The sequence below is a fragment of the Streptomyces sp. LZ34 genome (genome assembly GCF_053890475.1).
Window position 1 is genome coordinate 9,925,788 of sequence record NZ_CM132680.1, and the last position, 25,282, is coordinate 9,951,069.

Annotated in this window: 14 protein-coding genes; 7 read left to right on the forward strand and 7 right to left on the reverse strand. The window is 71.8% G+C overall.

Annotated elements, in window-relative coordinates:
* Position 1: 1 nt before the first annotated feature.
* From ACWY4P_RS42755 to ACWY4P_RS42770, 4 genes are all read right to left on the reverse strand, one after another.
* Positions 2–265 (reverse strand): DUF202 domain-containing protein, encoded by a 264-nt coding sequence (locus ACWY4P_RS42755; RefSeq protein WP_456213248.1) that lies wholly within the window; start codon positions 263–265, stop codon positions 2–4.
* Positions 266–453: 188 nt separating this feature from the next.
* Positions 454–885 carry a YidH family protein gene (locus tag ACWY4P_RS42760; protein WP_456206217.1) on the reverse strand — a complete coding sequence of 144 codons (432 nt, stop codon included), beginning with the start codon at positions 883–885 and terminating at the stop codon, positions 454–456.
* A gap of 333 nt (positions 886–1,218) precedes the next feature.
* Entirely contained in the window at positions 1,219–1,785 is a 567-nt protein-coding gene (locus ACWY4P_RS42765) for an NUDIX hydrolase (protein WP_456206218.1), read from the reverse strand.
* Positions 1,786–1,848: 63 nt separating this feature from the next.
* On the reverse strand, positions 1,849–2,541 hold the full coding sequence (locus ACWY4P_RS42770) for a hypothetical protein (protein WP_456206219.1): 693 nt from the start codon (positions 2,539–2,541) through the stop codon (positions 1,849–1,851).
* Positions 2,542–2,782: 241 nt separating this feature from the next.
* Between ACWY4P_RS42770 and ACWY4P_RS42775 the strand changes: the two genes are divergently transcribed.
* From ACWY4P_RS42775 to ACWY4P_RS42790, 4 genes are all read left to right on the forward strand, one after another.
* Positions 2,783–4,438 carry an FAD-binding dehydrogenase gene (locus ACWY4P_RS42775; protein WP_456206220.1) on the forward strand — a complete coding sequence of 552 codons (1,656 nt, stop codon included), beginning with the start codon at positions 2,783–2,785 and terminating at the stop codon, positions 4,436–4,438.
* Positions 4,439–4,538: 100 nt separating this feature from the next.
* Positions 4,539–5,342 carry a molybdopterin-dependent oxidoreductase gene (locus tag ACWY4P_RS42780; protein WP_456206221.1) on the forward strand — a complete coding sequence of 268 codons (804 nt, stop codon included), beginning with the start codon at positions 4,539–4,541 and terminating at the stop codon, positions 5,340–5,342.
* On the forward strand, positions 5,326–6,027 hold the full coding sequence (locus ACWY4P_RS42785; RefSeq protein WP_456206222.1) for a cytochrome b/b6 domain-containing protein: 702 nt from the start codon (positions 5,326–5,328) through the stop codon (positions 6,025–6,027). Before ACWY4P_RS42780 ends, ACWY4P_RS42785 begins: the two co-directional genes overlap by 17 nt.
* Before the next feature lie 145 nt (positions 6,028–6,172).
* Positions 6,173–7,234 carry a glycoside hydrolase family 6 protein gene (locus ACWY4P_RS42790; protein WP_456206223.1) on the forward strand — a complete coding sequence of 354 codons (1,062 nt, stop codon included), beginning with the start codon at positions 6,173–6,175 and terminating at the stop codon, positions 7,232–7,234.
* A gap of 22 nt (positions 7,235–7,256) precedes the next feature.
* On the opposite strand, the gene ACWY4P_RS42795 is transcribed toward ACWY4P_RS42790, so the two are convergent.
* Entirely contained in the window at positions 7,257–9,104 is a 1,848-nt protein-coding gene (locus ACWY4P_RS42795; RefSeq protein WP_456206224.1) for a glycosyltransferase family 2 protein, read from the reverse strand.
* Between the two features lie 351 nt (positions 9,105–9,455).
* Here ACWY4P_RS42795 and ACWY4P_RS42800 point away from each other — a divergent pair, with 351 nt between their 5' ends.
* Entirely contained in the window at positions 9,456–10,640 is a 1,185-nt protein-coding gene (locus ACWY4P_RS42800; RefSeq protein WP_456206225.1) for a glycosyltransferase, read from the forward strand.
* Here ACWY4P_RS42800 and ACWY4P_RS42805 read toward each other — a convergent pair.
* Together ACWY4P_RS42805 and ACWY4P_RS42810 are read right to left on the reverse strand one after the other, a co-directional pair.
* Positions 10,600–11,550, reverse strand: coding sequence for an AraC family transcriptional regulator (locus tag ACWY4P_RS42805; RefSeq protein WP_456206226.1), 951 nt, complete (start codon positions 11,548–11,550; stop codon positions 10,600–10,602). The genes ACWY4P_RS42800 and ACWY4P_RS42805 overlap by 41 nt on opposite strands.
* An 8-nt stretch (positions 11,551–11,558) precedes the next feature.
* Positions 11,559–12,563: a LacI family DNA-binding transcriptional regulator gene (locus tag ACWY4P_RS42810; RefSeq protein ID WP_456206227.1), complete on the reverse strand. Its 1,005-nt coding sequence runs from the start codon at positions 12,561–12,563 to the stop codon at positions 11,559–11,561.
* Between the two features lie 291 nt (positions 12,564–12,854).
* Between ACWY4P_RS42810 and ACWY4P_RS42815 the strand changes: the two genes are divergently transcribed.
* Together ACWY4P_RS42815 and ACWY4P_RS42820 are read left to right on the forward strand one after the other, a co-directional pair.
* The gene (locus ACWY4P_RS42815; protein WP_456206228.1) at positions 12,855–14,006 is read left to right on the forward strand and encodes a cytochrome P450; all 1,152 of its coding nucleotides are present in this window, start codon (positions 12,855–12,857) and stop codon (positions 14,004–14,006) included.
* 67 nt (positions 14,007–14,073) lie between these two features.
* On the forward strand, positions 14,074–25,257 hold the full coding sequence (locus ACWY4P_RS42820) for a type I polyketide synthase (RefSeq protein WP_456213249.1): 11,184 nt from the start codon (positions 14,074–14,076) through the stop codon (positions 25,255–25,257).
* Positions 25,258–25,282 lie beyond the last annotated feature (25 nt).

A 25,282-nucleotide genomic window follows, 5' to 3' on the forward strand; every position in this document is an offset into this window, starting at 1 on the left:
ATCACCGGGTCAGCGCGGCGCCGAAGGCCGCGAGCGCCAGGGTGCACCCTGCCGCCGCCGCGGCCGCCCGCGGGGACAGTGCGGGCGGACGCGGCGCGGACACCGCCCGGATGCGGCGCCCCGCCACACCCAGGAAACCCAGCCAGGCCAGCGCGGCCAGCGCCGCGCAGAGCAGGGAGATCGGTCCGGTCCCGTTGTGCAGGGCCTGCCGGGCGGCCAGCGACGCGGCGACGGCGCAGGCCAGCGTCGTACGCCGCCAGGCCAGCCGGGTCCGCTCCGGCTGTAGCCCCGGATCCCGCGGCCAGGGCCCCCCGGGACCGGGATCGGGTGCCCCCGGATCGGGTGGCCCGGAGCCTGATGGCCCGGAGTCGGGTGACCGGGAGTCGGGTGACCCGGGATCGCGTCGCTCAGGCCCCTGCGGCCCTGTGGGTGAGTCAGGCCCGGCCATCAGGCTCAGCCGCCCCAGCGGATCGCGACGAGGGCCACCATCAGCAGGCCGATCACCCCGACGGCCAGCCCCAGCACGACCGGGAAGCGGGAGACCGGCAGGTCCTCGCCGCGCCGCATCGCCCGCTCACAGCGGATCCAGTGGTTGAGCGCCCGCACCGCGCACACCGCGCCCCCCGCCAGCAGCGTGAGCGCCGCCGCCAGCCGTAGCGTCCGGTCCGTGTCCGGCAGGAACTGATCGACCGCGAAGCCCCCGCCCACCAGCGCCATCGCCGTGCGCAGCCAGGCCAGGAAGGTGCGTTCGTTGGCGAGGGAAAAGCGGTAGTCGGGGGTCTGCCCCTCGGCGCGCAACCGCTCGGGCGCGAACCACAGCCGCACGTCCGCGACGGCGGAGGCGAGCCTGCCGCGGGGCGGCGTGCGGGTGGCGTCGTCGATCATGGGACAAGCCTACTAAGAGCCATCCCGTAGGTCTTGGGGGGGATGGTCCGGTATGTGGTCGCAGCGCTCCGGCGTGGTCCTTGGGCCGCTCGTTCGCGGGTCGGGTCTCATCCGGGGTTGTCGCGGTGCATGTCCGGAATCTGTCGAGCAGAGGCGCGCCACCAGGCTGGATGCGTGGTCGGCGAGCTGCCACGTGACTCGCGGCCCGAAGGTGCGGAGTCTCGCCGTGGTTGACTCGACGGGGCTTCTTGCAGCCCACCATGAGAACGACGACAATCCGATGAAGTCACGGCCTTCTTCAGGCTGTCCGGAAATCACTTACGGGATAAGTCTTCAGGGCTCGTCCGGACCCTCCGGAGACTGACCCTGGCGGCGCCACTCCAGCAGCCGCCGGTAGGCCTCCGCGCCGTCCGGCACCCACTCCCACTCCGCCAGCCGCCGCCCCAGCTCCTCCTCGCTCAGGAAGGCGTGCCAGGCGATCTCCTCGACCTGCGGGGCGACCGGCAGCTCGCAGCGGACCTCGTAGATCCGCGCCCACCAGCTGTGTTCGGGCGTGTCGTAGAGGAAGGAGAACAGCGGCGTCGGCGCGGGCAGCCCGGACACCCCCAACTCCTCCTCGGCCTCGCGCAGCGCCGCCGTGTCGTACGACTCGCCGGCGCCGACGACACCGCCGACGAACATGTCGTACAGGGAAGGGAAGACGAGTTTGTCCGCGGTGCGGCGGTGTACGAAGATCCGGTCCGCGCCGTCCCGGGTCAGCACGAAGACGGCCCGGTGGCGCAGCCGGTGGGCCATGGCGTCGGCGCGCCGGGCCTGCCCCAGTACCCGGTCCCGCTCGTCCACGATGTCCAGCAGCTCATCGGCGGAACGCGGCTCCTGCGGCGGTTCCTTGTCAGACATGCCGCCATCCAAGCAGAAGGGCAGCTCACACAGAACGGCAGCTCACGCAGAACGGGGGCGCGGTCAGCGCCGGTGCCCCCCGCCCGGGTAGCCCGACCCGCCGTGGTGGCGCCCCCCGTGCCCGGGGCCCGACCCGTCGTAGCCGGAGCCGTACCCGCCGGAGCCGTACCGGTCCGACCACTCCTCGGCCCAGCGGGCCGCGTCCTCCGAGTCCCACTGCCAGTCGCCGGAGGGCCGCTCCCAGTCCGACGGCCAGGTGGGGCGCGACGGCTGCTTGGTGCGGGCCGGGGGCTGGGTGGGCGCCGTGGACGGGGCTTTGGGCTGTGCGGCCGGGACGCGGGGCGCCGCCGCGGGCTCGGCGGTGCGCGACGCGCCCGGCAGCGGCTTGGCGCCGACCGCCGCGTCGGCCACCGGGACGGTGTCGTCCGCGCTCGCGTCGGGCGCCGAGGTCGGCGCGTCGTGCGCGGGCGCGGCGGCGGCCTGGCGGCCGTCCTTGCCCAGCATCAGGAAGAGCGCGGTGGCGGCGCCGGTGGCGGAGAGCAGGATCGCCCCGGCCGCGGCCTTGCGCCGGTCGCTGACCGGGCGGCGGCGGGCGTGCCGGGGGCCGACCACCTCGCCCCGCAGCACCTGCGGCTCCTCCTCGGCGCGGGACCCGGCGAGCTCGACGGGCTGCGGGCCGGGAGTGACCAGCGTGGGACTCACCACGCGCTTGTCCGCGCTGCGCGGCCGCGAGGGAGAAAGATGGTGGTCAGCCATGGCGCCTGATGATGCCCGCCCGCCGAACCCCCTGTCCATCTCGGCGATCGATTCTGCCCGTTATGTCGTACAAGGCGATGTGGCGCGGGACCTGGGGGGCTGGGGAGGGCCGCTGCCCGCCCGGCGGGTTGACGCCATACTGACCGGTAGGCAGGATCGACCGACACCATCGGTGCCCGGGCACCACGGCCCGGCCGCCGGCTTTCCTGCGCGCTCCTGACAGAACGGGACACCAGAAACCATGGCGTACGACGCGGATGTGATCGTGGTCGGGGCGGGGCTCGCGGGGCTGGCGGCCACCGCCGAACTCGCCGACGCGGGCCGCAAGGTGATCCTGCTGGACCAGGAGCCCGAACAGTCCTTCGGCGGCCAGGCCCACTGGTCCTTCGGCGGCCTCTTCCTCGTCGACTCGCCCGAGCAGCGCCGGCTGCGCATCCGCGACAGCCGCGAACTGGCCTGGCAGGACTGGCTGGGCACGGCCGGGTTCGACCGCGAGGAGGACCACTGGCCGCGCCGCTGGGCCGAGGCGTACGTGGACTTCGCGGCCGGAGAGAAGCGGGCCTGGCTGCACGCCCAGGGGCTGCGGCTGTTCCCGCTCGTCGGCTGGGCCGAGCGCGGCGGCTACGACGCGACCGGACACGGCAACTCCGTCCCCCGCTTCCACGTCACCTGGGGCACCGGCCCCGGCGTCGTCGCGCCCTTCGAGCGGCGGGTGCGGGCCGCGGCGGCCCGCGGCCTGGTCCAGCTGCGGTTCCGGCACCGGGTCACCGGACTGTCCCGCAGCGCGGGCGCCGTCGACACCGTCACCGGCGAGATCCTGGAGCCCAGCGACGCCGAGCGCGGCACCCCCAGCAGCCGCGAGGTCAACGGAGCCTTCGAGCTGCGCGCCCAAGCGGTGATCATCACCTCCGGCGGGATCGGCGGCAACCACGAACTCGTCCGCCAGAACTGGCCCGAGCGTCTTGGCACCCCGCCCGAGCGGATGCTCTCCGGCGTCCCCGCGCATGTGGACGGCAAGATGCTGGGCGTCGCGGAGGCGGCGGGCGCGCGGCTGATCAACCGCGACCGGATGTGGCACTACACCGAGGGCATCGAGAACTGGAACCCCATCTGGCCCCGGCACGCCATCCGCATCCTGCCCGGCCCCTCCTCGCTGTGGTTCGACGCCCGCGGCAAGCGGCTCCCCGTGCCGCTCTTCCCCGGCTTCGACACCCTCGGCACGCTCGAACACATCATGCGGACCGGCTATGACTACACCTGGTTCGTCCTCACCCAGAAGATCATCGAGAAGGAGTTCGCGCTCTCCGGCTCCGAGCAGAATCCGGACCTCACCGGCAAGAGCGTCCGCGAGGTGCTGAACCGCGGGCGGGGCGGGGCTCCGGGCCCGGTCCAGGCGTTCATGGACCACGGCGCGGACTTCATCGTCGAGCGGTCGCTCACGGGCCTCGTACGGCGGATGAACGAGCTCACCAAGGAACCGCTGATCGACGAGGCCGAGCTGCGCCGCCAAATCGTCGCCCGCGACCGGGAGATCGCCAACCCCTACACCAAGGATCTCCAGATCACGGCCCTGCGCGGCACCCGCAAATACCTCGCCGACCGCCTCATCCGCACCGCCGCCCCGCACCGCATCCTCGACCCCAAGGCGGGCCCGCTGATCGCCGTGCGCCTCAACATCCTGACCCGCAAGACGCTGGGCGGCCTGGAGACCGACCTGTCCGCGCGGGTGCTGACCGAGGGCGGGGAGCCGCTGCCCGGCGTGTACGCGGCGGGCGAGGCGGCCGGGTTCGGCGGCGGCGGCGTCCACGGCTACCGCTCCCTGGAGGGCACCTTCCTCGGCGGCTGTCTCTTCTCCGGCCGTACGGCGGGCCGCGCGGCGGCGAAGGCGGTGGGGTAGGGCGGCGGGGTAGGGCGGCGGGGCGCCGACTTAGACGGAAGTCTGACGAACGGCCGAAGTCCCTGGCGCCGGCCACCCCCGGAGTGCTCTCATCAAAGGCATGGACCGCAACCCCGGCGCCGCGGAGCACACGGCCGCCGACCCGGACACCGCCGACTCGGGTGCCACAGAACCAGGCGCCGCAGACCCGGACACCGCCGACCGCGGCACCCCCGTCGGCCGCCGCGTCATCCTCGGCATGCTCGCCCTGGGCGCGGGCGGCATGGCCGCCGCCCCCTGGCTACAGCGCCGCCTGGAGACCTTCCTGGCCGCGGCGGCGGAGAACGACCCCACCGGGGTGACCGGGCTGCTCCCCAACGGGGGCGGGTTCCGCTACTACTCGGTGACCTCCTCCGTCCCCCACAAGAACGCCGAGAACTACCGCCTGACGGTCGGCGGGCTCGTCGACAAGCCCGCCGGCTACCGGCTCGCCGACCTGCGCGCGCTGCCCCAGCACCGCATCGTCCACGACGTCCAGTGCGTCACCGGCTGGCGCGTGCCGCACACCTCCTTCGAAGGCGTGCGCCTGGCGACCCTGCTCGACGCCGCCGGGGTCCGCCCGGGGGCCGGGGCCGTCCGCTTCACCTGCTTCGACGGGGCGTACAGCGAGAGCCTCACCCTCGAACAGGCCCGCCGGGACGACGTCCTGGTCGCCCTGCGGATGCGGGACGAGCCGCTGGGCCACTCCCACGGCGGCCCGGTGCGGCTGTACGTCGCCCCCATGTACTTCTACAAGTCGGCGAAATGGCTCTCCGGCATCACCGTCACCAGTGACGTACAGCCCGGCTACTGGGAGCACCGCGGCTACGACGTGGACGCCTGGGTCGGCAAGTCGAACGGACGCGACGATGCCCCCACAACCTGACGCGCGACAACCTGACGCGCGCCCCGCCGGCGCCACCCCCGTACGCGCCGCCGCACGCTCCCGCACCGAGCCCCGCCACCGCGTGGCCCGCTTCACCCCGGCCGAGCGGTGGATCCACCGCACCACCGTCCTTCTCCTGGGCGTCTGTGTGGCGAGCGCGGCCTGCCTGTATCTGCCGCAGCTCGCCGAACTCGTCGGCCGCCGCGTCCTCGTGGTCACGGTGCACGAGTGGACCGGCATCCTGACCCCGGTCCCGACGCTGCTGGGCCTCGCCTCCCGCGCCTTCCGCGCCGACCTCTCCCGCCTCAACCGCTTCGGCCCGCACGACCGCCGCTGGCTGCGCTCGGCGCTGCGGCGCGACAGGAGCGACGGGGCGCGCCCGGCGGGCAAGTTCAACGCCGGGCAGAAGCTGTACGCCGCCTATATCAGCGGCGCCGTGCTGGTGATGGCGGGCACGGGGCTGCTGATGTGGTTCACCGATTTGGCCCCGCTGGTCTGGCGCACCAGCGCCACCTTCGTCCACGACTGGCTGGCGCTGGCCGTCGGCGTCGTACTGCTCGGGCACATCGGCATGGCGCTCGGCGACCCGGAGGCCCGGCGCGGCATGCGCACCGGCGCGGTCGACCCGGAGTGGGCCGCCCACGAGCACCCGCTGTGGCGCACCGGCGAGGACCGCGACGAGTAAGCCTCACACCCCTTCCCGAAATCGGCCCGATGGCGGCCGGGCAACACAAGCGCGAATTCAAAGCCACCGCCCGTTCCCGATGCCATGATGCGACACGTGCCGTCAATTCCGAGGCCGGAAAACTCCGGGGGAAAGGTATGCTCGAATGGCCGAGAAAGGGCTCGGGAGAGCCATCGCGCGATGCTGGTCGCCGATTTCGGGATGCGCCGCCGCGCTCCTCGCGCTGAGCGGATGTCTCGGTACGCCCGGTGACTCGCACCGGCAGGGCGGGCTGTGGGTGAACCCGGACAACCCGGCCGCCCGGCAGGCCCGTGAGCAGCGGCGCGCGGGCCGGTACGCGGAGGCGGAGCTCATGCGGCGGATCGCCGACGAGCCGATCGCCGAATGGCTCGGCCCCCATCCGCGTGAGCGGGTCCGGTTCCTCGCCGAATCCGCGGCGCGGCAGAACCGTACGCCGGTGCTGGTCGCTTATCACATTCCGTACCGGGATTGCGGAAGATACTCCCGGGGCGGAGCGAAGAACGACACCGAATACCTGGACTGGATCCGTGAGATTGTCTCCGGAATCGGCGAGAGAAAAGCGATTGTCGTATTGGAACCCGACGCGGTGGCTCAGGTGGTCGACGGCTGCGTTCCGAAGCGGCTTCGGGCGCCGCGGCTGGCCCTGCTGCGCGACGCGGTCGCCATGCTCTCCGCGATGCCCGCCACCCGGATCTACCTGGACGCCGGGAACCCGGGGTGGATCAAGAACTCCGAGCGGCTGGTGGAGCCGCTCATGAAGAGCGGCATCGACCAGGCGGACGGCTTCGCCCTGAACGTCTCGAACTTCCAGCCGACGCGGGTGACCCGCGCCTACGGCCGACGCCTGTCCACCCAGCTCGGCGGGGTCCACTTCATCATCGACACCAGCCGTAACGGCAACGGCCCGCTCGGCTCCGGCAGGGGCGAGGGCGACGACGGCAAGGGCGGTGGCACGGGCGCCGCGCGCTCCGGCAGCGGCGACCCGGAGAACTGGTGCAACCCCCCGGGACGGGCGCTGGGGGAGCCACCGAGCACCCGTACCGGCGACCGTTCCATCGACGCGTATCTGTGGATCAAGCGCCCGGGTGAGTCCGACGGGACCTGCAACGGCGGCCCCCCTGCCGGCCGTTGGTGGACCGAGTACGCGCTCGGCCTGGCCCGCAACGCCAGGGTGCGCGGCGAGTGAGGGCAGGCGCGGGCGCGGGCCGTCAGCGGGCCCCGGCGCGGGCCCCGGCGCGGGCCGTCGGCACCGCCGGGGCGGTGCGCCGCCCGCGCCGCGCGAGCAGCAGCCCGCCCGACCAGATGGCCATCGGCGCCAGGCACAGCGCCAGCGCCAGCAGCGCCCAGGTACGCATCGCCGCGTGGGTGTGCCCCAGGAACAGCGAGGCGACCAGCGAGCCGCCGAAGACCGCGGCCCACACCAGATGGATACGGAAGGTGGACAGCTGGTCGGCGCTGGAGGAGTCGCCTTTGGGCGTGACCACGAACCGGCTTCTGCGCCGCAGCAGCGCGTCGCACAGCGACTTGGCGTAGATCGGGGCGGACAGCGCGGAGAGCAGCATCCCCGCCACCCCGCCGGAGCCCTCCGGCTCGTGCGGGGAGACGTTGTGCCGCCGGTTCCAGATGTACAGGCCGATCTGGAGCGCCGCGGCGTCGCTGTAGAGCATCATCCACATCTCGGCGGGGATCTGGATCCCGGAGGCGCCCAGCACCAGGAACAGCGCGCAGGACAGCGCCGACAGCATCCAGTTGAGCGCGGTCATCGGGTAGTACGCGATCATCAGCGAGTAGTTGAGCAGCTTCCCCGGCGAGAGCGTGAACGGCCCCTTCCAGAACTGCTTGAGCACCGTCTCGTAGGTGCCGCGGCTCCAGCGCAGCTGCTGGGTGAAGAAGTCCGTCCAGGTGCTCGGGCCCTCCCCGACGGCCAGCACGTCCGGCGTGTAGACCGAGCGCCACTTCTTCCTGGTGACGGGGTTGCGGCGGCGGTGCAGCTCGAAGCCGGTGGCCATGTCCTCGGTGATCGAGTCGTACAGCCCGCCGATGCTCCGCAGCGCGGCGATGCGCACCGCGTTGTTGGTCCCGACGAACATCGGGCCGCCATAGGCGTTTCCCGCCCGCTGGATCAGCGCGTGGAAGAGGAACTGCTGGCTCTCGGCCGCCTTGGTGACCGCCGTGTCGTAATTCCCGTACACCTGCGGACCGACCACAAAGGCGACATCGGGATCGCGGAAGTAACCCATCATGCGCTCGAGGAAGTTGGGCAGCGGAACATGATCGGTGTCCACACACGCCATGAATTCGTAGTCGTCGCCATGGGCGTCCAGCCAGGCATTGTAATTCCCGTGCTTGGTCCTGGCGCGGAAGGAGCCTTTGGGCTGATTCCACTTCTCGACGCCCTTGCGGGAGAAATGCCGTACGCCCAGCCGGGCGCACAGCTCCTTGGCCTCCTCGTCGTTTCCCTCGTCGAGCAGCCATACGTCGAGCCCGCCGACGTGCCTGACCCGCTTCGCCCCCTCCAGCGTCGCCCGGACCATCTCGATCGGCTCCTTGCCGGGGACGAAGCTGGTCAGAAACGCCACCCGGGTCCCGGGCTCGGCGGTCACCGGCACCGGGTCGCGGGCCACCAGCGTGGCGTGTGCGTTGGAGACCACGGTGAACAGGCGGAACGCCTCGATCAGCGCGATCGAGAACAGCATCGTCCGGTCCGCGGCCGTCTCCCAGGACGTCACATTGTCGCGGTGCACCCAGTGCTGGGGCTGTAGCAGCCACAGCAGCAGCAGCGCCGAGCACACCGGCGCCGCGCACAGCAGCAGCGCCGCGCGGACGCGGTGCGGCTCCTGCGCCAGCAGGCTCCGGCAGCGCACCCGGTACGGGCGGCCGGACGGGGGCTGGGTCAGCGGGCCTGCGAGCTGGCTGTACCGCTTGTACTCGTAACTCCCGGTCGAGCCCCGGCGGCAAGAGGCCATCTCATGGTGCGCGGGCCGCGCGGGAGGGGGAGCGGCGCAGGGCGCGGCACCCTTCTCGGCCGTGTCTCTGACGGGGGTAGGTGCGGACATCTGGGCACTCCCGCGGGTCGTCGGGACGCAATATCGCGCGGCGATGACCCGGACGGCCTACATTCGTCATGTCATCGCGCGAGATGAGAAGGTAACAATCCCCTGGGGAATGGCTGTGCAAATCGGATTTTCGGCGCGCCCTGCCGCGCTCTGCCGATGTGCCGAGCGGGCCGCCACTCCGACGGCCTATCGCCGCGCGTCTTACGTGATTTACATCCCGCGATCTGTCATGGTCGGATGCGATTCAGCGTGCATGTTTCGGCCACGCGTGAGGGCAGTGGGTTTCGGGATACGCGAGGGAGCCCGCGCCATGGGGCGTGCGACATACGGAAGATGGGGCCCGGTCGCCCGATGAGAGTGCTGCACATCATCTCGCGCCTCGGCGCGGGTGGCGCCGAACAGCAATTGCGGCTGTTGCTGCGCCACCTGCCCGCCCGCTGTGACGTCCTCACTCTGGCCGCCCCCGGAGCCGCCGGCCACGGCATCCGGGCGGACGGGGTGCCCGTCACCCATCTGCCCATAGGCAGCCGAGACCCGATGGCGACGGCCCGGCTGGCGCGGTTCATCCGCGGCGGTGGCTACGACCTGGTGCACACCCATCTCTACCGGGCCTGCGTCCATGGCCGGATCGCCGCCCGGCTGGCGGGCGTCGGCGCCGTGATCGCCACCGAACACAGCCTGGGCGAGCGCCACATCGACGGCCGCCCGCTCACCGTCGGCACCCGCGCCCGCTACGTCGCCACCGAGCGCCTGGGCTCGGCGACCGTCGCCGTCTCGGCCGCCGTCGCCGACCGGCTGCGCGGCTGGGGCGTCGCCAACCACCGCATCCACCTGATGCCCAACGGCCTGGACGCCCGCCACTTCCGCTTCACCCCGGCCGCCCGGTCCGCCGCGCGCGCCCGCCTCGGCATCCCCGCACACGCCTTCGTCGTCGGCGGGGTTGGCCGACTGGTGGCGGCCAAGCGCTTCGACATGGCGCTGCGGGCCGTCGCCGAGGTGCCCCAGGCCCGGCTGCTGCTGGTCGGGGACGGCCCCGAGCGCACCGCCCTGCGGGACCTGGCCGCCTGGCTCGGGGTGGCCGACCGGGTCCGGCTGCTCGGTGAGCGCGACGGGGCGGTGGCCGGGACCGGGGACCGGCCCGCGGACATCCCCGGTCTGCTGGCCGCCATGGACGTGTTCGTCTCGCCGTCCGCGGAGGAGGCGTTCGGACTCGCCGCGCTGGAGGCCCTCGCGGCCGGACTCCCGGTGCTCCACGCCGTCTGCCCGGCCCTCGACGAACTGCCGCCCGGCGTCGCCCCCGGCGCCCGCCGCGTCGCCCCCGGCGCCGCCGCCCTGGCCGTCGCCCTGCGCGAGCGGGCCGCCGCCGGCCCCGTACGGTTCCCGGTGCCCGCCGCCGTCGAGCGCTACGACATCGTCCGCACCGCCCGCCGCCTGACACTGCTGTACGAACGCTCCGTCAGCTGCGGCCCCGACGGCTGCGCCCGCGGCCCCGCCGTCACCCTGCGCTGGCCGCGGAGCGATGCTCCCGCGGGCTGACGCCGCGCACCCGCTTGAAGGCGGCGCTCAGCGCGAAGGAGCTGCCGTAGCCGACCCGCCGGGCCACCGCGCCGAGAGTCGCGTCCGGCTCCCGGAGCAGATCGGCGGCCAGATCCAGCCGCCAGCCGGTCAGATACGCCATCGGCGGCTCGCCGACCAGCTCGGTGAAGCGGCGGGCCAGCGCCGCGCGGGAGACTCCGGTTTCCGCGGCCAGCAGGGCCACCGTCCACGGATGGCCCGGGTGGTTCTGCAGCAGCCGCAGGGCGCGGCCGACCACCGGGTCGCCCAGCGCCCGGTACCAGGCCGGGGCCCGCGCCTCCGGACGGGAGAACCACGCCCGCAGCACGGAGATCAGCACCAGGTCGAGCAGCCGGTCCAGGACGGCCGTCTGGCCCGCCTCGTCCTTGACGATCTCCTCGCCGAGCCACGGCAGCAACGGCGAGTCGCACACCTCACCCGGCAGCACCAGCAGCGGCGGCAGCGCGTCCAGCAGCCGTCGGCTGATCTCCCCGTCCATCCGGTACGTGCCGACCAGCATCGTCGCCGAGCCCCGCTCCCTGTTGCCCCAGGTGCGCACGCCCAGCGCCATCCGCTCCGCCAGGTCCTCGCCCGCCGCCGTCCGGCACACCTCGCCCGGCAGGATCCAGGCCTGGGGCTCGGTGGCCGGATCGCCGGCCACCGTGTACGGGTCGGGGCCGCGCGCGACCGCGACATCCCCCGGGCCCAGCCGCACCGCTTTTTGAGGCTCGCCCCGGCCCGGGACCACCCACGCCTCGCCGCGCGCCATGGTCATCACACACAGCGGGGCCCGGTCCTCGATCCGTACGGACCAGGGCGGCTCCATGACCATCCGGAGCAGAAACGCCCCCCGGGCCCTCGGCCCGTCCAGGAGGCCGGCGAGTGGGTCCATCGCGTCCGCTACCGCCGGTCGAGGGCGGCCGTCGAGCCCCGTACCACCAGATGGGTGGGCAGCACCCGCTGCGGGGGCTGCTCGCCCTCGGCGGCCGGGGTGGCCAGCATGCGGCACAGCAGATCGACGGCTGCCCGCGCGCCATGCGCCTTGGGCACCGAGACCGTGGTCAGCGGCGGCGCGGCCATCCCCGACAGGGCGATGTCGTCACAGCCCACCACGCTCATCTCCGCCGGCACCCGCACCCCGCGCACGGTGAACCGGCTGATCAGCCCGAACGCGACGATGTCGTCGAACGCCAGCACCGCGCTCGCCCCGCTGGCCAGCACCACATCGGCGGCCCCGGTGACCCCGCCGTCGAAATGCGGCGCCACGCTCCCCACCTGCACGATCTCCACCAACCCAGACGCGGCCACCGCCTCGACACCGGCCGCCCGCTCCCGCGCCGCCCACGAGCTGCGCGGCCCGCCGACATACGCGATCCTGCGGTGGCCCAGTGCGTGCAGATGGGTCAGCGCGTCGGTCATCCCCTCCACCAGATCGGCCGTGACGCATCCGAACCCGGGCTCCTTGCGGTGCAGCAGCACGATCGGCTTGTCGGTGAACTCGCCGAGCGTTCCCAACTCCTCGCCGCTCAGCTGCGGGGAACACAGCACGATCCCGTCCACCTGCGGGGCCAGTGTGCGGATGGCGTCCAGCTCCAGGCCCTCGTCCCGCTCGGCGTCGCTCACGAACACCGTGTGGCCAAGGCCCCGGGCCCGCGCCTGCACCCCCTTGCAGATGTCCGCGAAGAAGGGGTTCAGCAGATCCGGGACGATCACGCCCAGATGGCCCGTACGCCCGGTGATCAGCCCGCGCGCCGCCTGGTTGGGCTGGTAGCCGAGCCGGTCGGCGGCGGCCCGGACCCGCTCGCGCGTCATGGGGCTCACCGCGCCGCCGGGCGCCAGGGCCCGCGACACGGTGGACGGGGACACCCCCGAGGCCTTCGCGACGTCCCGAATCGTCACCTGCACGCCCCGAGGTTGGCACCCCGTTCCACCGGCGTCAATCGCCGGTCACCCCCGGCCCGCACCGGGCACTGCACGTGGACCCGGCCGGCCGGCCCGGGCCCGCCTCATGGTGTTAGGAACTCTTAAGAGGCCCTTGTGAGACTTGCGCGGACCGGTTTTCGTGCCTGTCCACGCTTGAATCGAGGCACCGTGTCTCCTTCGGAAGCTACGTCCACTTCGTCCACCACCGCCGCCGCGCCTCCCGACTTCCTCGATCCGTCCTTCTGGGCACGGCCGTTAGATGAACGTGCGGCGGTGTTCGAGAGGCTGCGTGGGCTGCCGCACCCCGAATTCGTACGGCCGCGGCTGCCCTGGGGGCCGATGGCATCCGGCTATTACGCGCTGGTGAAACACGCGGACATCGTCGAGGTGAGCCGTCGTCCTCAGGACTTTTCCTCCGAGGGCGCCACCACGATGCTGACGCCGGAGATGGAAGAGTTCTACGGCTCCATGATCACTATGGACAATCCGGAGCACGCCAGGTTACGGCGCATCGTCGCGCGGTCGTTCGGCCGCAACATGGCGCCCAAGTTCGATGCCATAGCACGGCAGGTGGCCCGGCGGATCGTGGACGAGCTCATCGAGCGCGGGCCCGGCGACTTCGTCCGCCCGGCGGCGGAGATGCCGATCGCCGTGCTCAGCACCATGATGGGCATTCCGATTGAGGACTACGAATTCCTCTTCGAGCGGACGAACACCATCATGGGAGGGCTCGACCCCGAGGTCGCGGCCAGCCCCGAGGACGCGGCGGCCGCCGTGCTGGGCGCCTTGCGGGACCTCGGAGACTATATTGGACGGCTCCGCGAGGACCGGCTGGCCCGCCCCAGCAACGATGTCATCACCAAGCTGGTCCAGGTACAGGACGACGGAGAGCAACTCACCCGCCAGGAACTGGTCTCGTTCTTCGTTCTCCTCGTCAACGCCGGCATGGAGACGACCCGCAACTCCATCGCCCAGGCCCTGGTGTTGCTGACCGCCCATCCGGACCAGCGGCAACTCCTGCTGTCGGACTTCGAGCGCCATGCGAAGGGCGCCGTCGAGGAGATCCTCCGGGTGGGCACACCCATCAACTGGATGCGCCGGACCGCCACCGGCGACGTCGAGATGAACGGCCATCGGTTCGGCAAGGGCGACCAGGTTTTCCTCCTCTACTGGTCCGCGAACCACGACGAGAAAATCTTCGAGGATCCGTACCGATTCGACATCACCCGGGACCCCAATCCGCATCTGTCATTCGGCGCGGTGGGGCCGCACTTCTGTCTCGGCGCTCATCTCGCCCGGATCGAGATCATCGCCATGTACCGAGAACTCCTGGCCTCACTCCCGGACATTCGCTCGGAGGGCGAGCCCATCCGGCTGGATTCAAGCTTCGTCGAGGGCTTCAAAGGGCTGAACTGCACGTTCTGACGCTAAAAGAGAGGAGGCGCCAGCGATGGCGAAGGACGAGGCGAAGCTTCTCGACCACCTCAAGTGGGTGACGGCAGAACTGCGTGACACTCGGCAGCGTCTGCGCGAAGTGGAGTCCGCGGAACCCGAGCCGATCGCGATCGTCGGTATGGCCTGCCGCTTTCCCGGCGGGGTGGGGAACCCGGACGACTTGTGGAATCTGGTGGCGGCCGGAGGAGAAGGGCTGGTCGATTTTCCGGAGGACCGTGGCTGGGATCTGGAGAACCTGTTCGATCCCGACCCGGACCGTCCGGGGACGAGTTATGCGCGCCAGGGCACCTTTCTGCGCGGAGCCGGAGGTTTTGACGCCGAATTCTTTGGGATTTCGCCGCGTGAGGCGGTGGTGATGGATCCCCAGCAGCGCGTGTTGTTGGAGGTCGCCTGGGAGACCTTCGAACACGCCGGCATCGACCCGCACAGCCTCGTGGGCAGCAGTACGGGCGTTTACGCCGGAGTGACATCGCAGGACTACATGGTGCTCACCGCCATGGCCGCCAGTGACGTGGAGGGATACGCCGCTACGGGGAATCTTGCCTGTGTGTTGTCGGGGCGGGTGTCGTATGTGTTGGGGTTGGAGGGTCCGGCGGTGACGGTGGATACGGGGTGTTCGTCGTCGTTGGTGGCGTTGCATTCGGCGGTGCAGGGGTTGCGTGGTGGTGAGTGTTCGCTGGCGTTGGCGGGTGGGGTGACGGTGATGGCTACGCCGGGTGCGTTTGTGGAGTTTTCGCGGCAGCGGGGGTTGGCTGCTGATGGGCGGTGTAAGTCGTTTGCGGCGGCGGCTGATGGGACGGGGTGGGGTGAGGGTGTGGGGTTGTTGTTGTTGGAGCGGTTGTCGGATGCGCGGCGGAATGGGCACAAGGTGTGGGGGGTGGTGCGGGGTTCGGCGATTAATCAGGATGGTGCGAGTAATGGGTTGACGGCGCCGAATGGTCCGTCGCAGCAGCGGGTGATTCGTCAGGCGTTGGCGAATGCGGGGTTGTCGCCGGCGGATGTGGATGTGGTTGAGGCGCATGGGACGGGTACCACGTTGGGTGATCCGATAGAGGCGCAGGCGTTGTTGGCTACTTATGGTCAGGGGCGGTCGGGTGATCGGCCGTTGTGGCTGGGGTCGGTGAAGTCGAATATTGGTCATACTCAGGCTGCTGCCGGGGTGGCGGGCATCATCAAGATGGTGATGGCGATGCGGCATGGGGTGCTGCCCAAGACGCTGCATGTGGATGAGGCGACGCCGCATGTGGACTGGAGCGGTGGGGCGGTCGAACTGCTGAGGGAGGCGACGGCCTGGCCGGAGGTGGAGCGTCCCCGGCGGGCGGCTGTCTCGTCGTTCGGTATTTCCGGCACCAACGCACACGTGATTCTGGAAGAGGCGACAGCACCGTCGGCGGACGTGGAGACCACCGAGCCGAGGGTCCCGGGTGGTGTGGTTCCGTGGGTGGTTTCCGGGCGGTCGGCGGCGGGGTTGCGGGCGCAGGCGGGGCGGTTGGCGGAGTTTGCTGAGGAGAGTTTTGCGGGTGTGGCGGAGGTGGGCTGGTCGTTGGTGGCCGGCCGGGCGATGCTCGAGCACCGGGCGGTGGTCGTCAGTGACGATCGGGAGGAGTCGCTGGCCGGGCTACAGGCGTTGGCCATGGGGGTGCCGTTCGGTGGTGTGGTGACCGCCGAGCCGGTGGCTGGTGGGGCTGGTCCGGTGCTGGTGTTTCCGGGGCAGGGTGGTCAGTGGCGGGGGATGGGGGTGGAGTTGCTGGACTCTTCTCCGGTGTTCGCGGGGCGGATCGCGGAGTGTGAGGCGGCGTTGTCGCGGTTTGTGGACTGGTCGTTGACGGCGGTGTTGCGGGGTGAGGACGGGGTGGATGTGTCGCGGGTGGATGTGGTGCAGCCTGCGTTGTGGGCGGTGATGGTCTCCCTGGCGGAGGTGTGGCGTTCCCACGGTGTCGAGCCCGCGGCGGTGGTGGGGCATTCGCAGGGTGAGATTGCCGCGGCGGTGGTGGCCGGGGCGCTCTCGCTGGAGGACGGCGCGCGGGTTGTGGCTGTGCGTTCTCAAGCTTTGCGGGTGTTGTCGGGGCGGGGTGCGATGGCTTCGCTTGCGGTGGGGTCGGAGGAGGCCGAGGGGGCGATCGACGGCCGTGCGGGGGTGGTTGTGGCGGCGGTGAACGGGCCGGCGTCGACGGTGATCTCCGGTCCGTCGGAGGCGGTGGCCGAGGTGGTCACGGCGGTGGAGTCGGCTGGTGGGCGGGCGCGGTTGATCGATGTGGATTACGCCTCGCACGGCCCGCAGGTCGATGAGATCACCGAGGATCTCGTGGCGCTGCTGGGGGAGATCACTCCGGTTGAAACGGCCACGGCGTTCTATTCGACGGTGACCGGCGGTCGGGTGGAGACCACGACGCTGGACGCGGCGTACTGGGTGGAGAACCTGCGCCGTCAGGTCCGGTTCGCCACGGCGGTGGAGGCGGTCCTGGGCGAGGGGTACCGGGTGCTGGTGGAGGCCAGTCCGCATCCGGTGCTGAGCGTGGGCATCCAGGAGACCGCCCAGACGCTGGACATTCCCGTGGCGACGGTGCCGACTCTCCAGCGGGATCAGGGCGGCCCGACGCAGCTGGCCCGGGCCCTGGCCCAGGCCTTCGCCGCCGGTCTGACCGTGGACTGGAAGGCCTGGTTCGGCATAGACACCGCCACCACCGACGCCACCCTGGCGCCACCCGTCCTCGACCTGCCCACCTACCCCTTCCAACACCAGCACTACTGGCTGAAGCCGGGTAAGTGGGCGGGGGCCCAGGAGAAGGGCTCCGAGGAGGACGAGCGCTTCTGGCGCGCCGTCGAGAGCGGCGATCTCGCCGGGCTCGAGGCATCGCTGCGCGTAGGGGAGGACACCGCGCGACAGGCACTGGCTCCGGCGCTGCCGGTGCTGGCGGAGTGGCGTCGGCGTACGCGGGATCAGGCCCGGATCGACGCATGGCGCTACCGGACCGCCTGGTCCGCCGTCACCGGCCTGGACGCGGCTCCCCGGCTGAGCGGTACGTGGTTGCTGGTGGTGCCCGAGAAGCTGGTCGGGGACTCGGCGGTCGAGACGGTCTCCCGGGCGCTTGCGGACCACGGGGCACAGTGCACGGTCCTCCCCCTGGCACCGGGGGATCACGCGCGCGGCCCGCTCGCCGAGCGTCTGAGGCAGCTGGAGGGCTGGTCCGAGGTCGCTGGTGTGATTGGCGCGTTGAGCCTCGATGAGGCCGTACACCCGGAGCACCCGCATCTGTCGATGGGATTGGCCGGGACGCTCGCCCTGGTGCAGGCGCTGGACGAGGTGGACTTCGGCGGGCGCCTGTGGTGTGTGACGCGCGGCGGTGTGTCCGCCGGCGGGGAGGGCCCGGCCAGCCCGGTGCAGGCACAGGTGTGGGGTCTGGGCCGCGTGGTGGCGCTGGAGTATCCGAAGCGGTGGGGTGGCCTGGTCGATCTGCCGGTGGTGGCGGAGGAGGGGACGGCGGGCCGATTGGCCGCGGTGGTGGCCGAGGGCACGGAGGACCAGGTGGCGTTGCGCGCGGAGGGCGTGCTGGGGCGCCGCTTGCGTGTGGCGTCGGCGGGTGCGCCGGGTGAGGAGTGGCGGATCGAGGGCTCGGTCGTGGTGACCGGCGGGACGGGCGGGGTGGGCGGCAGGGTCGCGCGGTGGGTGGTGGAGCGGGGGGCGCGCCACGTGATCCTGGCCGGCCGTCGGGGTTCCGCCGCACCGGGGGCCGAGGCGTTGACGGCGGAGCTGGAGGGGCTGGGCGCCTCGGTGGATGTGGTGGCCTGTGACGTCGCGGACCCGGACGAGGTGGCCGGGCTGCTGGCCCGGGTGCCGGAAGAGCATCCGCTCCGTGGGATCTTCCATGCGGCCGGCGTCGGAGATTACACGCCGGTGAGCGACCTGGATTTGGACCGGGTGGCGCAGGTGGCGGCGGCGAAGGTGGGGGGTGCGCGGTGGCTCGATGAGCTGACGCGCGACATGGAGTTGTCGGCGTTTGTGCTGTTCTCCTCCGGAGCGGCCAGTTGGGGCAGTGGACAGCAGGGCGCGTATGCGGCGGCCAACGCCTATCTCGACGCGTTGGCCGAACGCCGCCGCGCCGAAGGCCTGCCGGGTCTGTCGATGGCATGGGGGCCGTGGGGCGAGGTGGGCATGACCGCCGGCGACGCGGTGGCGGCCTTCTTCCGCGAGCGGGGTCTGACCGCCATGGCTCCGGAGTTGGCGCTGCGGGTGCTGGGCGATGCCCTGGGCCGCGCCGAGACGGCGTTGACGGTGGCCGACTTCGACTGGCGGCGATTCGCCGCGGCGTTCGCCGGGCAGCGCGTCAGCCGGCTGCTCGCCGAGATCCCCCAGGCCGTCGAACTGCTCGAGAAGGAGACGCCGTCCGAGGACAGCCCGTTGCGCAAGCAGCTGGCCGCAGCTGTCCCGGAGCAGCGACACCAGATACTCTCGCAGCACATCCGCGCCCTGGCGGCCGGGGTGCTGGGCCACTCAGGCCCGGACGCGGTTTCCGCGACGAAGCCCTTCTTCGAGATGGGCTTTGATTCGCTGACCGCTGTCGAGCTGCGCAACAGGCTCAGTTCCAGCGCCGGGATGCCGCTGCCCACCACGCTGATCTTCGACTACCCCACCGCGGACGACCTTGCCCGCTATGTCCTCGGGGAAATCTCCGGCATTCAGACGGCCGTCACCGGCACCCTCACGCCGGTCGGGGAATCGGACGAGCCGATCGCGATCGTCGGGATGGCCTGCCGGTTCCCGGGCGGGGTGAACAGCCCCGAGGAGCTCTGGGACCTCGTGGCCGCGGGCCGGGACGCGATGTCGGCCTTTCCGGCCGACCGCGGCTGGCGCCTCGACACGCTGTACGACCTGGACCCGGACCGCCCCGGCACCAGCTATGTGCGCGAGGGGGGATTCATCCACGACGCGGGGGGGTTCGACGCGGAATTCTTCGGGATTTCGCCGCGTGAGGCGGTGGGGATGGATCCTCAGCAGCGGCTGTTGCTGGAGACCGCCTGGGAGACGTTCGAGCGTGCCGGGATCGACCACGGCTCCCTGCGCGGCAGCGACACCGGCGTCTATGTCGGCGCGACCCTCTTCGACTATCTGTCGATCATCGGGATCTCCAGCATGGACATGGAGGGGTACACCGGCACGGGCAACCTCGGATGTGTGTTGTCGGGGCGGGTGTCGTATGTGTTGGGGTTGGAGGGTCCGGCGGTGACGGTGGATACGGGGTGTTCGTCGTCGTTGGTGGCGTTGCATTCGGCGGTGCAGGGGTTGCGTGGTGGTGAGTGTTCGCTGGCGTTGGCGGGTGGGGTGACGGTGATGGCTACGCCGGGTGCGTTTGTGGAGTTTTCGCGGCAGCGGGGGTTGGCTGCTGATGGGCGGTGTAAGTCGTTTGCGGCGGCGGCTGATGGGACGGGGTGGGGTGAGGGTGTGGGGTTGTTGTTGTTGGAGCGGTTGTCGGATGCGCGGCGGAATGGGCACAAGGTGTGGGGGGTGGTGCGGGGTTCGGCGATTAATCAGGATGGTGCGAGTAATGGGTTGACGGCGCCGAATGGTCCGTCGCAGCAGCGGGTGATTCGTCAGGCGTTGGCGAATGCGGGGTTGTCGCCGGCGGATGTGGATGTGGTTGAGGCGCATGGGACGGGTACCACGTTGGGTGATCCGATCGAGGCGCAGGCGTTGTTGGCTACTTATGGTCAGGGGCGGTCGGGTGATCGGCCGTTGTGGCTGGGGTCGGTGAAGTCGAATATTGGTCATACTCAGGCTGCTGCCGGGGTGGCGGGCATCATCAAGATGGTGATGGCGATGCGGCATGGGGTGCTGCCCAAGACGCTGCATGTGGATGAGGCGACGCCGCATGTGGACTGGAGCGGTGGGGCGGTCGAACTGCTGAGGGAGGCGACGGCCTGGCCGACGGTGGAGCGTCCCCGGCAGGCGGGCGTGTCGGCGTTCGGTATCTCCGGGACGAACGCACACGTGATCGTGGAGGAGGCTCCCCAGGAGTCGGATGTTCCGGCCGAGTCCGAAGCGGTACCGGTGGGTGGTGTGGTGCCGTGGGTGGTCTCCGGACGGTCGGCGGCGGGGCTGCGGGCTCAGGCCGGGCGGTTGGTGGAGTTCGCCGAGGGGAGCTTCGCCGGGGTGGCGGAGGTGGGCTGGTCGTTGGTGGCTGGTCGGGCGATGCTCGAGCAGCGGGCGGTGGTGGTCGGCCGGGACCGGGAGGAGTTGCTGGCCGGGCTGATGGCGTTGGCCGAGGGTGTGCCTTCTGGTGGTGTGGTGAGTGCGGAGCCGGTGGCTGGTGGGGCTGGTCCGGTGTTGGTGTTCCCGGGGCAGGGTGGTCAGTGGCGGGGGATGGGGGTGGAGTTGCTGGACTCTTCTCCGGTGTTCGCGGGGCGGATCGCGGAGTGTGAGGCGGCGTTGTCGCGGTTTGTGGACTGGTCGTTGACGGCGGTGTTGCGGGGTGAGGACGGGGTGGATGTGTCGCGGGTGGATGTGGTGCAGCCTGCGTTGTGGGCGGTGATGGTCTCCCTGGCGGAGGTGTGGCGTTCCCACGGTGTCGAGCCCGCGGCGGTGGTGGGGCATTCGCAGGGCGAGATCGCCGCCGCTGTGGTGGCCGGGGCGCTCTCGCTGGAGGACGGCGCGCGGGTTGTGGCTGTGCGTTCTCAAGCTTTGCGGGTGTTGTCGGGGCGGGGTGCGATGGCTTCGCTTGCGGTGGGGTCGGAGGAGGCCGAGGGGGCGATCGACGGTCGTGCGGGGGTGGTTGTGGCGGCGGTGAACGGGCCGGCGTCGACGGTGATCTCCGGTCCGTCCCAGGCGGTGGCCGAGGTGGTCGCGGCGGTGGAGTCGGCTGGTGGGCGGGCGCGGTTGATCGATGTGGATTACGCCTCGCACGGCCCGCAGGTCGATGAGATCGCCGAGGACCTGGTGGCGTCGCTGGGAGACGTCAAGCCCGTCAGCACGGGTGTGGCGTTCTATTCGACGGTGACCGGCGGTCGGGTGGAGACCACGACGCTGGACGCGGCGTACTGGGTGGAGAACCTGCGCCGTCAGGTCCGCTTTGCCACGGCGGTGGAGGCGGTGCTGGCCCACGGGTACCGGGTGCTGGTGGAGGCCGGCCCGCATCCGGTGCTGAGCGTGGGCATCCAGGAGACCGCGCAGGCACGCGATGTGGCGGTGGCCACGGTGCCGACTCTCCAGCGGGACCAGGGCGGCCCGACGCAGCTGGCCCGGGCCCTGGCCCAGGCCTTCGCCGCCGGTCTGACCGTGGACTGGAGGGCCTGGTATGGCATAGACACCGCCACCACCGACGCCACCCTGGCGCCACCCGTCCTCGACCTGCCCACCTACCCCTTCCAACACCAGCACTACTGGATCGATCCCGCCTCCATCGGCGACTCGGCCGATGCCCGTGGTCTCGGCCTCACCTCCGCCGACCACCCGCTGCTCGGCGCCGCCGTGCGGGTCGCCGAGAGCGAGGAGATCGTGTTGACGGGCCGGATCTCCACCGCCGGCCACCCCTGGGTGGCTGACCATGCCGTGGCCGGATCGGTGTTCCTGCCCGGCACCGCGTTCGTCGACCTCGCCGTGCGCGCGGGGGACGAGGCCGGCTGCGACCGCGTCGAGGAACTTGTCCTGGAAGCCCCCCTGATCCTCCCCGAAGAGGGAGCGCTCCAGCTCCAGCTCGTCGTCTCCGCGCCGGGCCAGGACGGCAGCCGTACCTTCACCGTCCACGCGCGCCCCGAGGGCGACGACGACGCCGACCGGCCATGGATCCGGCACGCGAGCGGCACCCTCACCACAGGCGCCCGGCCGGACGACTTCGACTTCGCCCAGTGGCCGCCGGCCGGTGCCGAGCCGGTGTCTCTGGAAGGTCTCTACGCAGGTCTGGCCGAGGTGGGCTACGGCTACGGGCCGGCGTTCCGAGGTCTGAAGGCCGCCTGGCGTCGCGGTGACGAGGTGTTCGCCGAGGCCGCGCTCGCCGAGGAACTACGCGGCGACGCGGGGAGGTTCGGTCTGCACCCCGCCCTGCTGGACGCCGCGCTGCAGGCCGGCGGCATCGGTAAGGGCGGTGCGCTCGGCGGGCAGGTGCTGCTGCCGTTCACCTGGAACGGAGTGTCGTTGTACGCCACCGGCGCCTCAGCGCTGCGGGTCCGGTTGGTTCCCAACGGCGACGGGGTGTCCCTGAGCGTCGCGGACCCCTCGGGCCGCCAGGTCGCGTCCGCCGAGGCGGTGGTCTCACGCCCCGTCTCCATGGAGCAGCTGCGCCGCGACGGTGCCGAGCTCGACTCGCTGTACCGCGTCGAGTGGATCTCCGCCGAGTACGAGCCCGAGCCCGGGGTGTTCGCCGGCCGTACGTGGGACGTGGTGGGCGCCGACGGCCTCGGCGTCAAGGACGCGCTGGAACGCGCTGGACACGTCGTCCGCACCGCCCGGGACCTCGCAGAGCTGGCGCGGTCCATCGACGACGGCACACCCCTGGCCGACCTGGTGGTGCTGGACTGCGCCCCGCTCGCCGGTGGAGGAACCGAGGCCGACCCCGGACTCGCCGACGCGGTCCACGAAGAGACCGAAAGGCTTCTCGGAGTCGTCCAACGCTGGCTCGCGGACGAGCGGTTCGGCGACTCCCGGCTGGCGCTGGTGACCCGCGGCGCCCAGTCGACCAGCGGCGACGAGCGCGTCGCCGACCTGGTGCACGCACCGCTGTGGGGCCTGGTGCGCTCCGCGCAGATCGAAAACTACGACCGGCTCGTGCTGATCGACCTGGAGGACGCCGACCAGGACTCGGGCACCCTGCTGCCCCGTGCCCTCGCCGTCGCGCTCGGGGCGGGCGAGCCGCAGATGGCGGTGCGCCACGGCGGCCTGGTCGTCCCGCGCCTGGCCCGTATCGGCAAGGACGCCGCCCTCACCCCGCCGGACGTGCCCGGCTGGCGCCTTGACACCGCCGGCCCCGGCACTGTGGACGACCTCGCCCTGGTGCCTCATCCCGAGGCTGCCGGGCCGCTGGGGGAGGGTCAGGTCCGCATCGCCGTGCGGGCCGCGGGCCTGAACCCCCACGACGTCCTCGCCGGCTCGGGCATGCTTCCCGGCCAGGAGCCCATGGGCGGCGAGGGGGCCGGGGTCGTCGTCGAGACGGGGCCCGGTGTCATCGGGCTCGCCCCCGGCGACCGTGTGATGGGCGTCTTCCCCCGCGCGTTCGGCCCGCTGGCCGTCGCCGACCAGGGGAGCCTCGTACCCATCCCCGCCGGCTGGTCCTACGCTCGCGCCGCCGCCGTGCCGCTGGCGTTCCTCACCGCCTACTGCTGCCTCGCCGAGCCTGCCGAGGTCCGTGAGGGTGACGTGGTGCTCGTCCACGAGGGCGCCGGTGGCGTCGGTATGGCCGCCGTGCAGCTGGCCCGGCACCTCGGCGCCGAGGTCTATGCCACCGCCGACGAGAGTGAGTGGGACGCCCTGCGCGCCCTCGGCCTGGACGACGACCACCTGGCCTCCTCCCGGACCCTCGACTTCGAGGACCGGGTGCGCGCCGGCACTGGCGACCGCGGCGTCGACGTGGTCCTCAACAGCCTCGTCGGCGACTACACCGACGCCTCGCTGCGCCTGCTGCGCGACGGCGGCCGGTTCGTGGAGCTGGGCAGCACCGACGTCCGCGATGCCGCGCAGGTGGCCGCCGCCCACCCGGGCACCGGCTACCGGGCGTTCACGGGGGCCGACCCGCGACGGGTCCGCGCGATCCTCACCGAGGTCGTGGACCTTATGGAGCGGGGCGTGCTGCGTCACGTCCCCCTGCGAACCTGGGATCTGCGCTTCGCCCCCGACGCGTTCCGGTATATGAGCCAGGCCCGGTACGTCGGCAAGATCGTGCTGACCCTCCCGGCGCCCCTCGACCCCGAGGGCACCGTGCTGATCGTCGGCGGCACCGGCACGATCGGCGCCATGCTCGCCCGCCACCTGGTCACGACCCATGGCGCCCGCCACTTGCTGGTGACCAGCCGGCGGGGTGCCGGGGCGCCCGGCGCGGCCGCGCTGCGCGAGGAACTGACCGCTCTGGGGGCGGAGGTGACCATCGCCGCCTGCGATGTCGCCGACCGCGACGCGCTGGCGGCGCTGCTGGCGGACATCCCCGTCGAGCACGCGCTGACGGGCGTGATCCACGCCGCCGGCGTGGTGGACGACGGCACCGTCCCCTCCCTCACGGCCGAGCAGCTGCACACGGTGCTGCGGCCCAAGGTGGACGCGGCGGTCAACCTGCACCAGCTGATCCGTGAAGAAGATCTCGCGGCATTCGTGATGTTCTCCTCGACGGGCGGCCCGGCCGGCGCCGCGGGCCAGGGCAACTACGCGGCGTCGAACGCCTTCCTGGACGCCCTCGCCCAGGACCGCCGGGCCGCCGGGCTGCCCGGTCAGTCGCTCGCCTGGGGCCACTGGGAGCAGAGCAGCGGCATCACCAGCACCCTGGGCGAGCGCGACATCGTCCGCATGGAGCGTTCCGGTGTGCGTGCGCTGTCGTCCGACCAGGGTCTCGCTCTGTTCGACGCGGCCGGGCGCCGGCCCGAGAGCCTGCTGATGCCCGCCCGCCTCGATCCGGAGGTACTGCGGGACCTCGCCGGCGCCCAGGTCCTGCCCCGCATCCTCAGCGGCCTGGTGAGGGCGACACCCGCCCGGCGTGCCACCGCGGCGGCGCAGTACGCGGCCGGGGACGCCCAGTCGATGGCGGAGCGCCTGACGGGCCTGTCGGCGGCCGAACAGAGCCGCACCCTGCTGGAACTGGTGCGCCGCAACGTGGCGGCAGTGCTCGGGCTCGGTGACGTCCTCGCGGTCGACCCGGCGCGGCCCTTCAAGGAGATCGGTTTCGATTCGCTGACCGCGGTCGAGCTGCGCAACCGGCTCAGCCAGGCCACCGGCACCAAGCTGCCCTCCACTCTCGTCTTCGACATCCCCACCCCGGCGCTGCTCGCCGAGCACCTGCGTGAACAGCTCGTCTCCGACGGACTGAGCGGGGCGGAGGCCCTGGTTCAGGAACTGGACCGGCTGGAGGAGCACGTCGACCTGCTCGCGGAGGACGCGGAACGGGACGCCGTGACAGCCCGGCTCGAAGCGCTGCTGGCACGGTGCCGGCAGAAACCCGTGGCGGAAAGCAACGGCGTCGCGGAGCGACTCCAGGACGCCTCGGCCGATGAAGTCCTGCAATTCATCGACTCCCATCTGGGAAGGGACTGAAAGAGGACCGCCATGGCGAACCAGG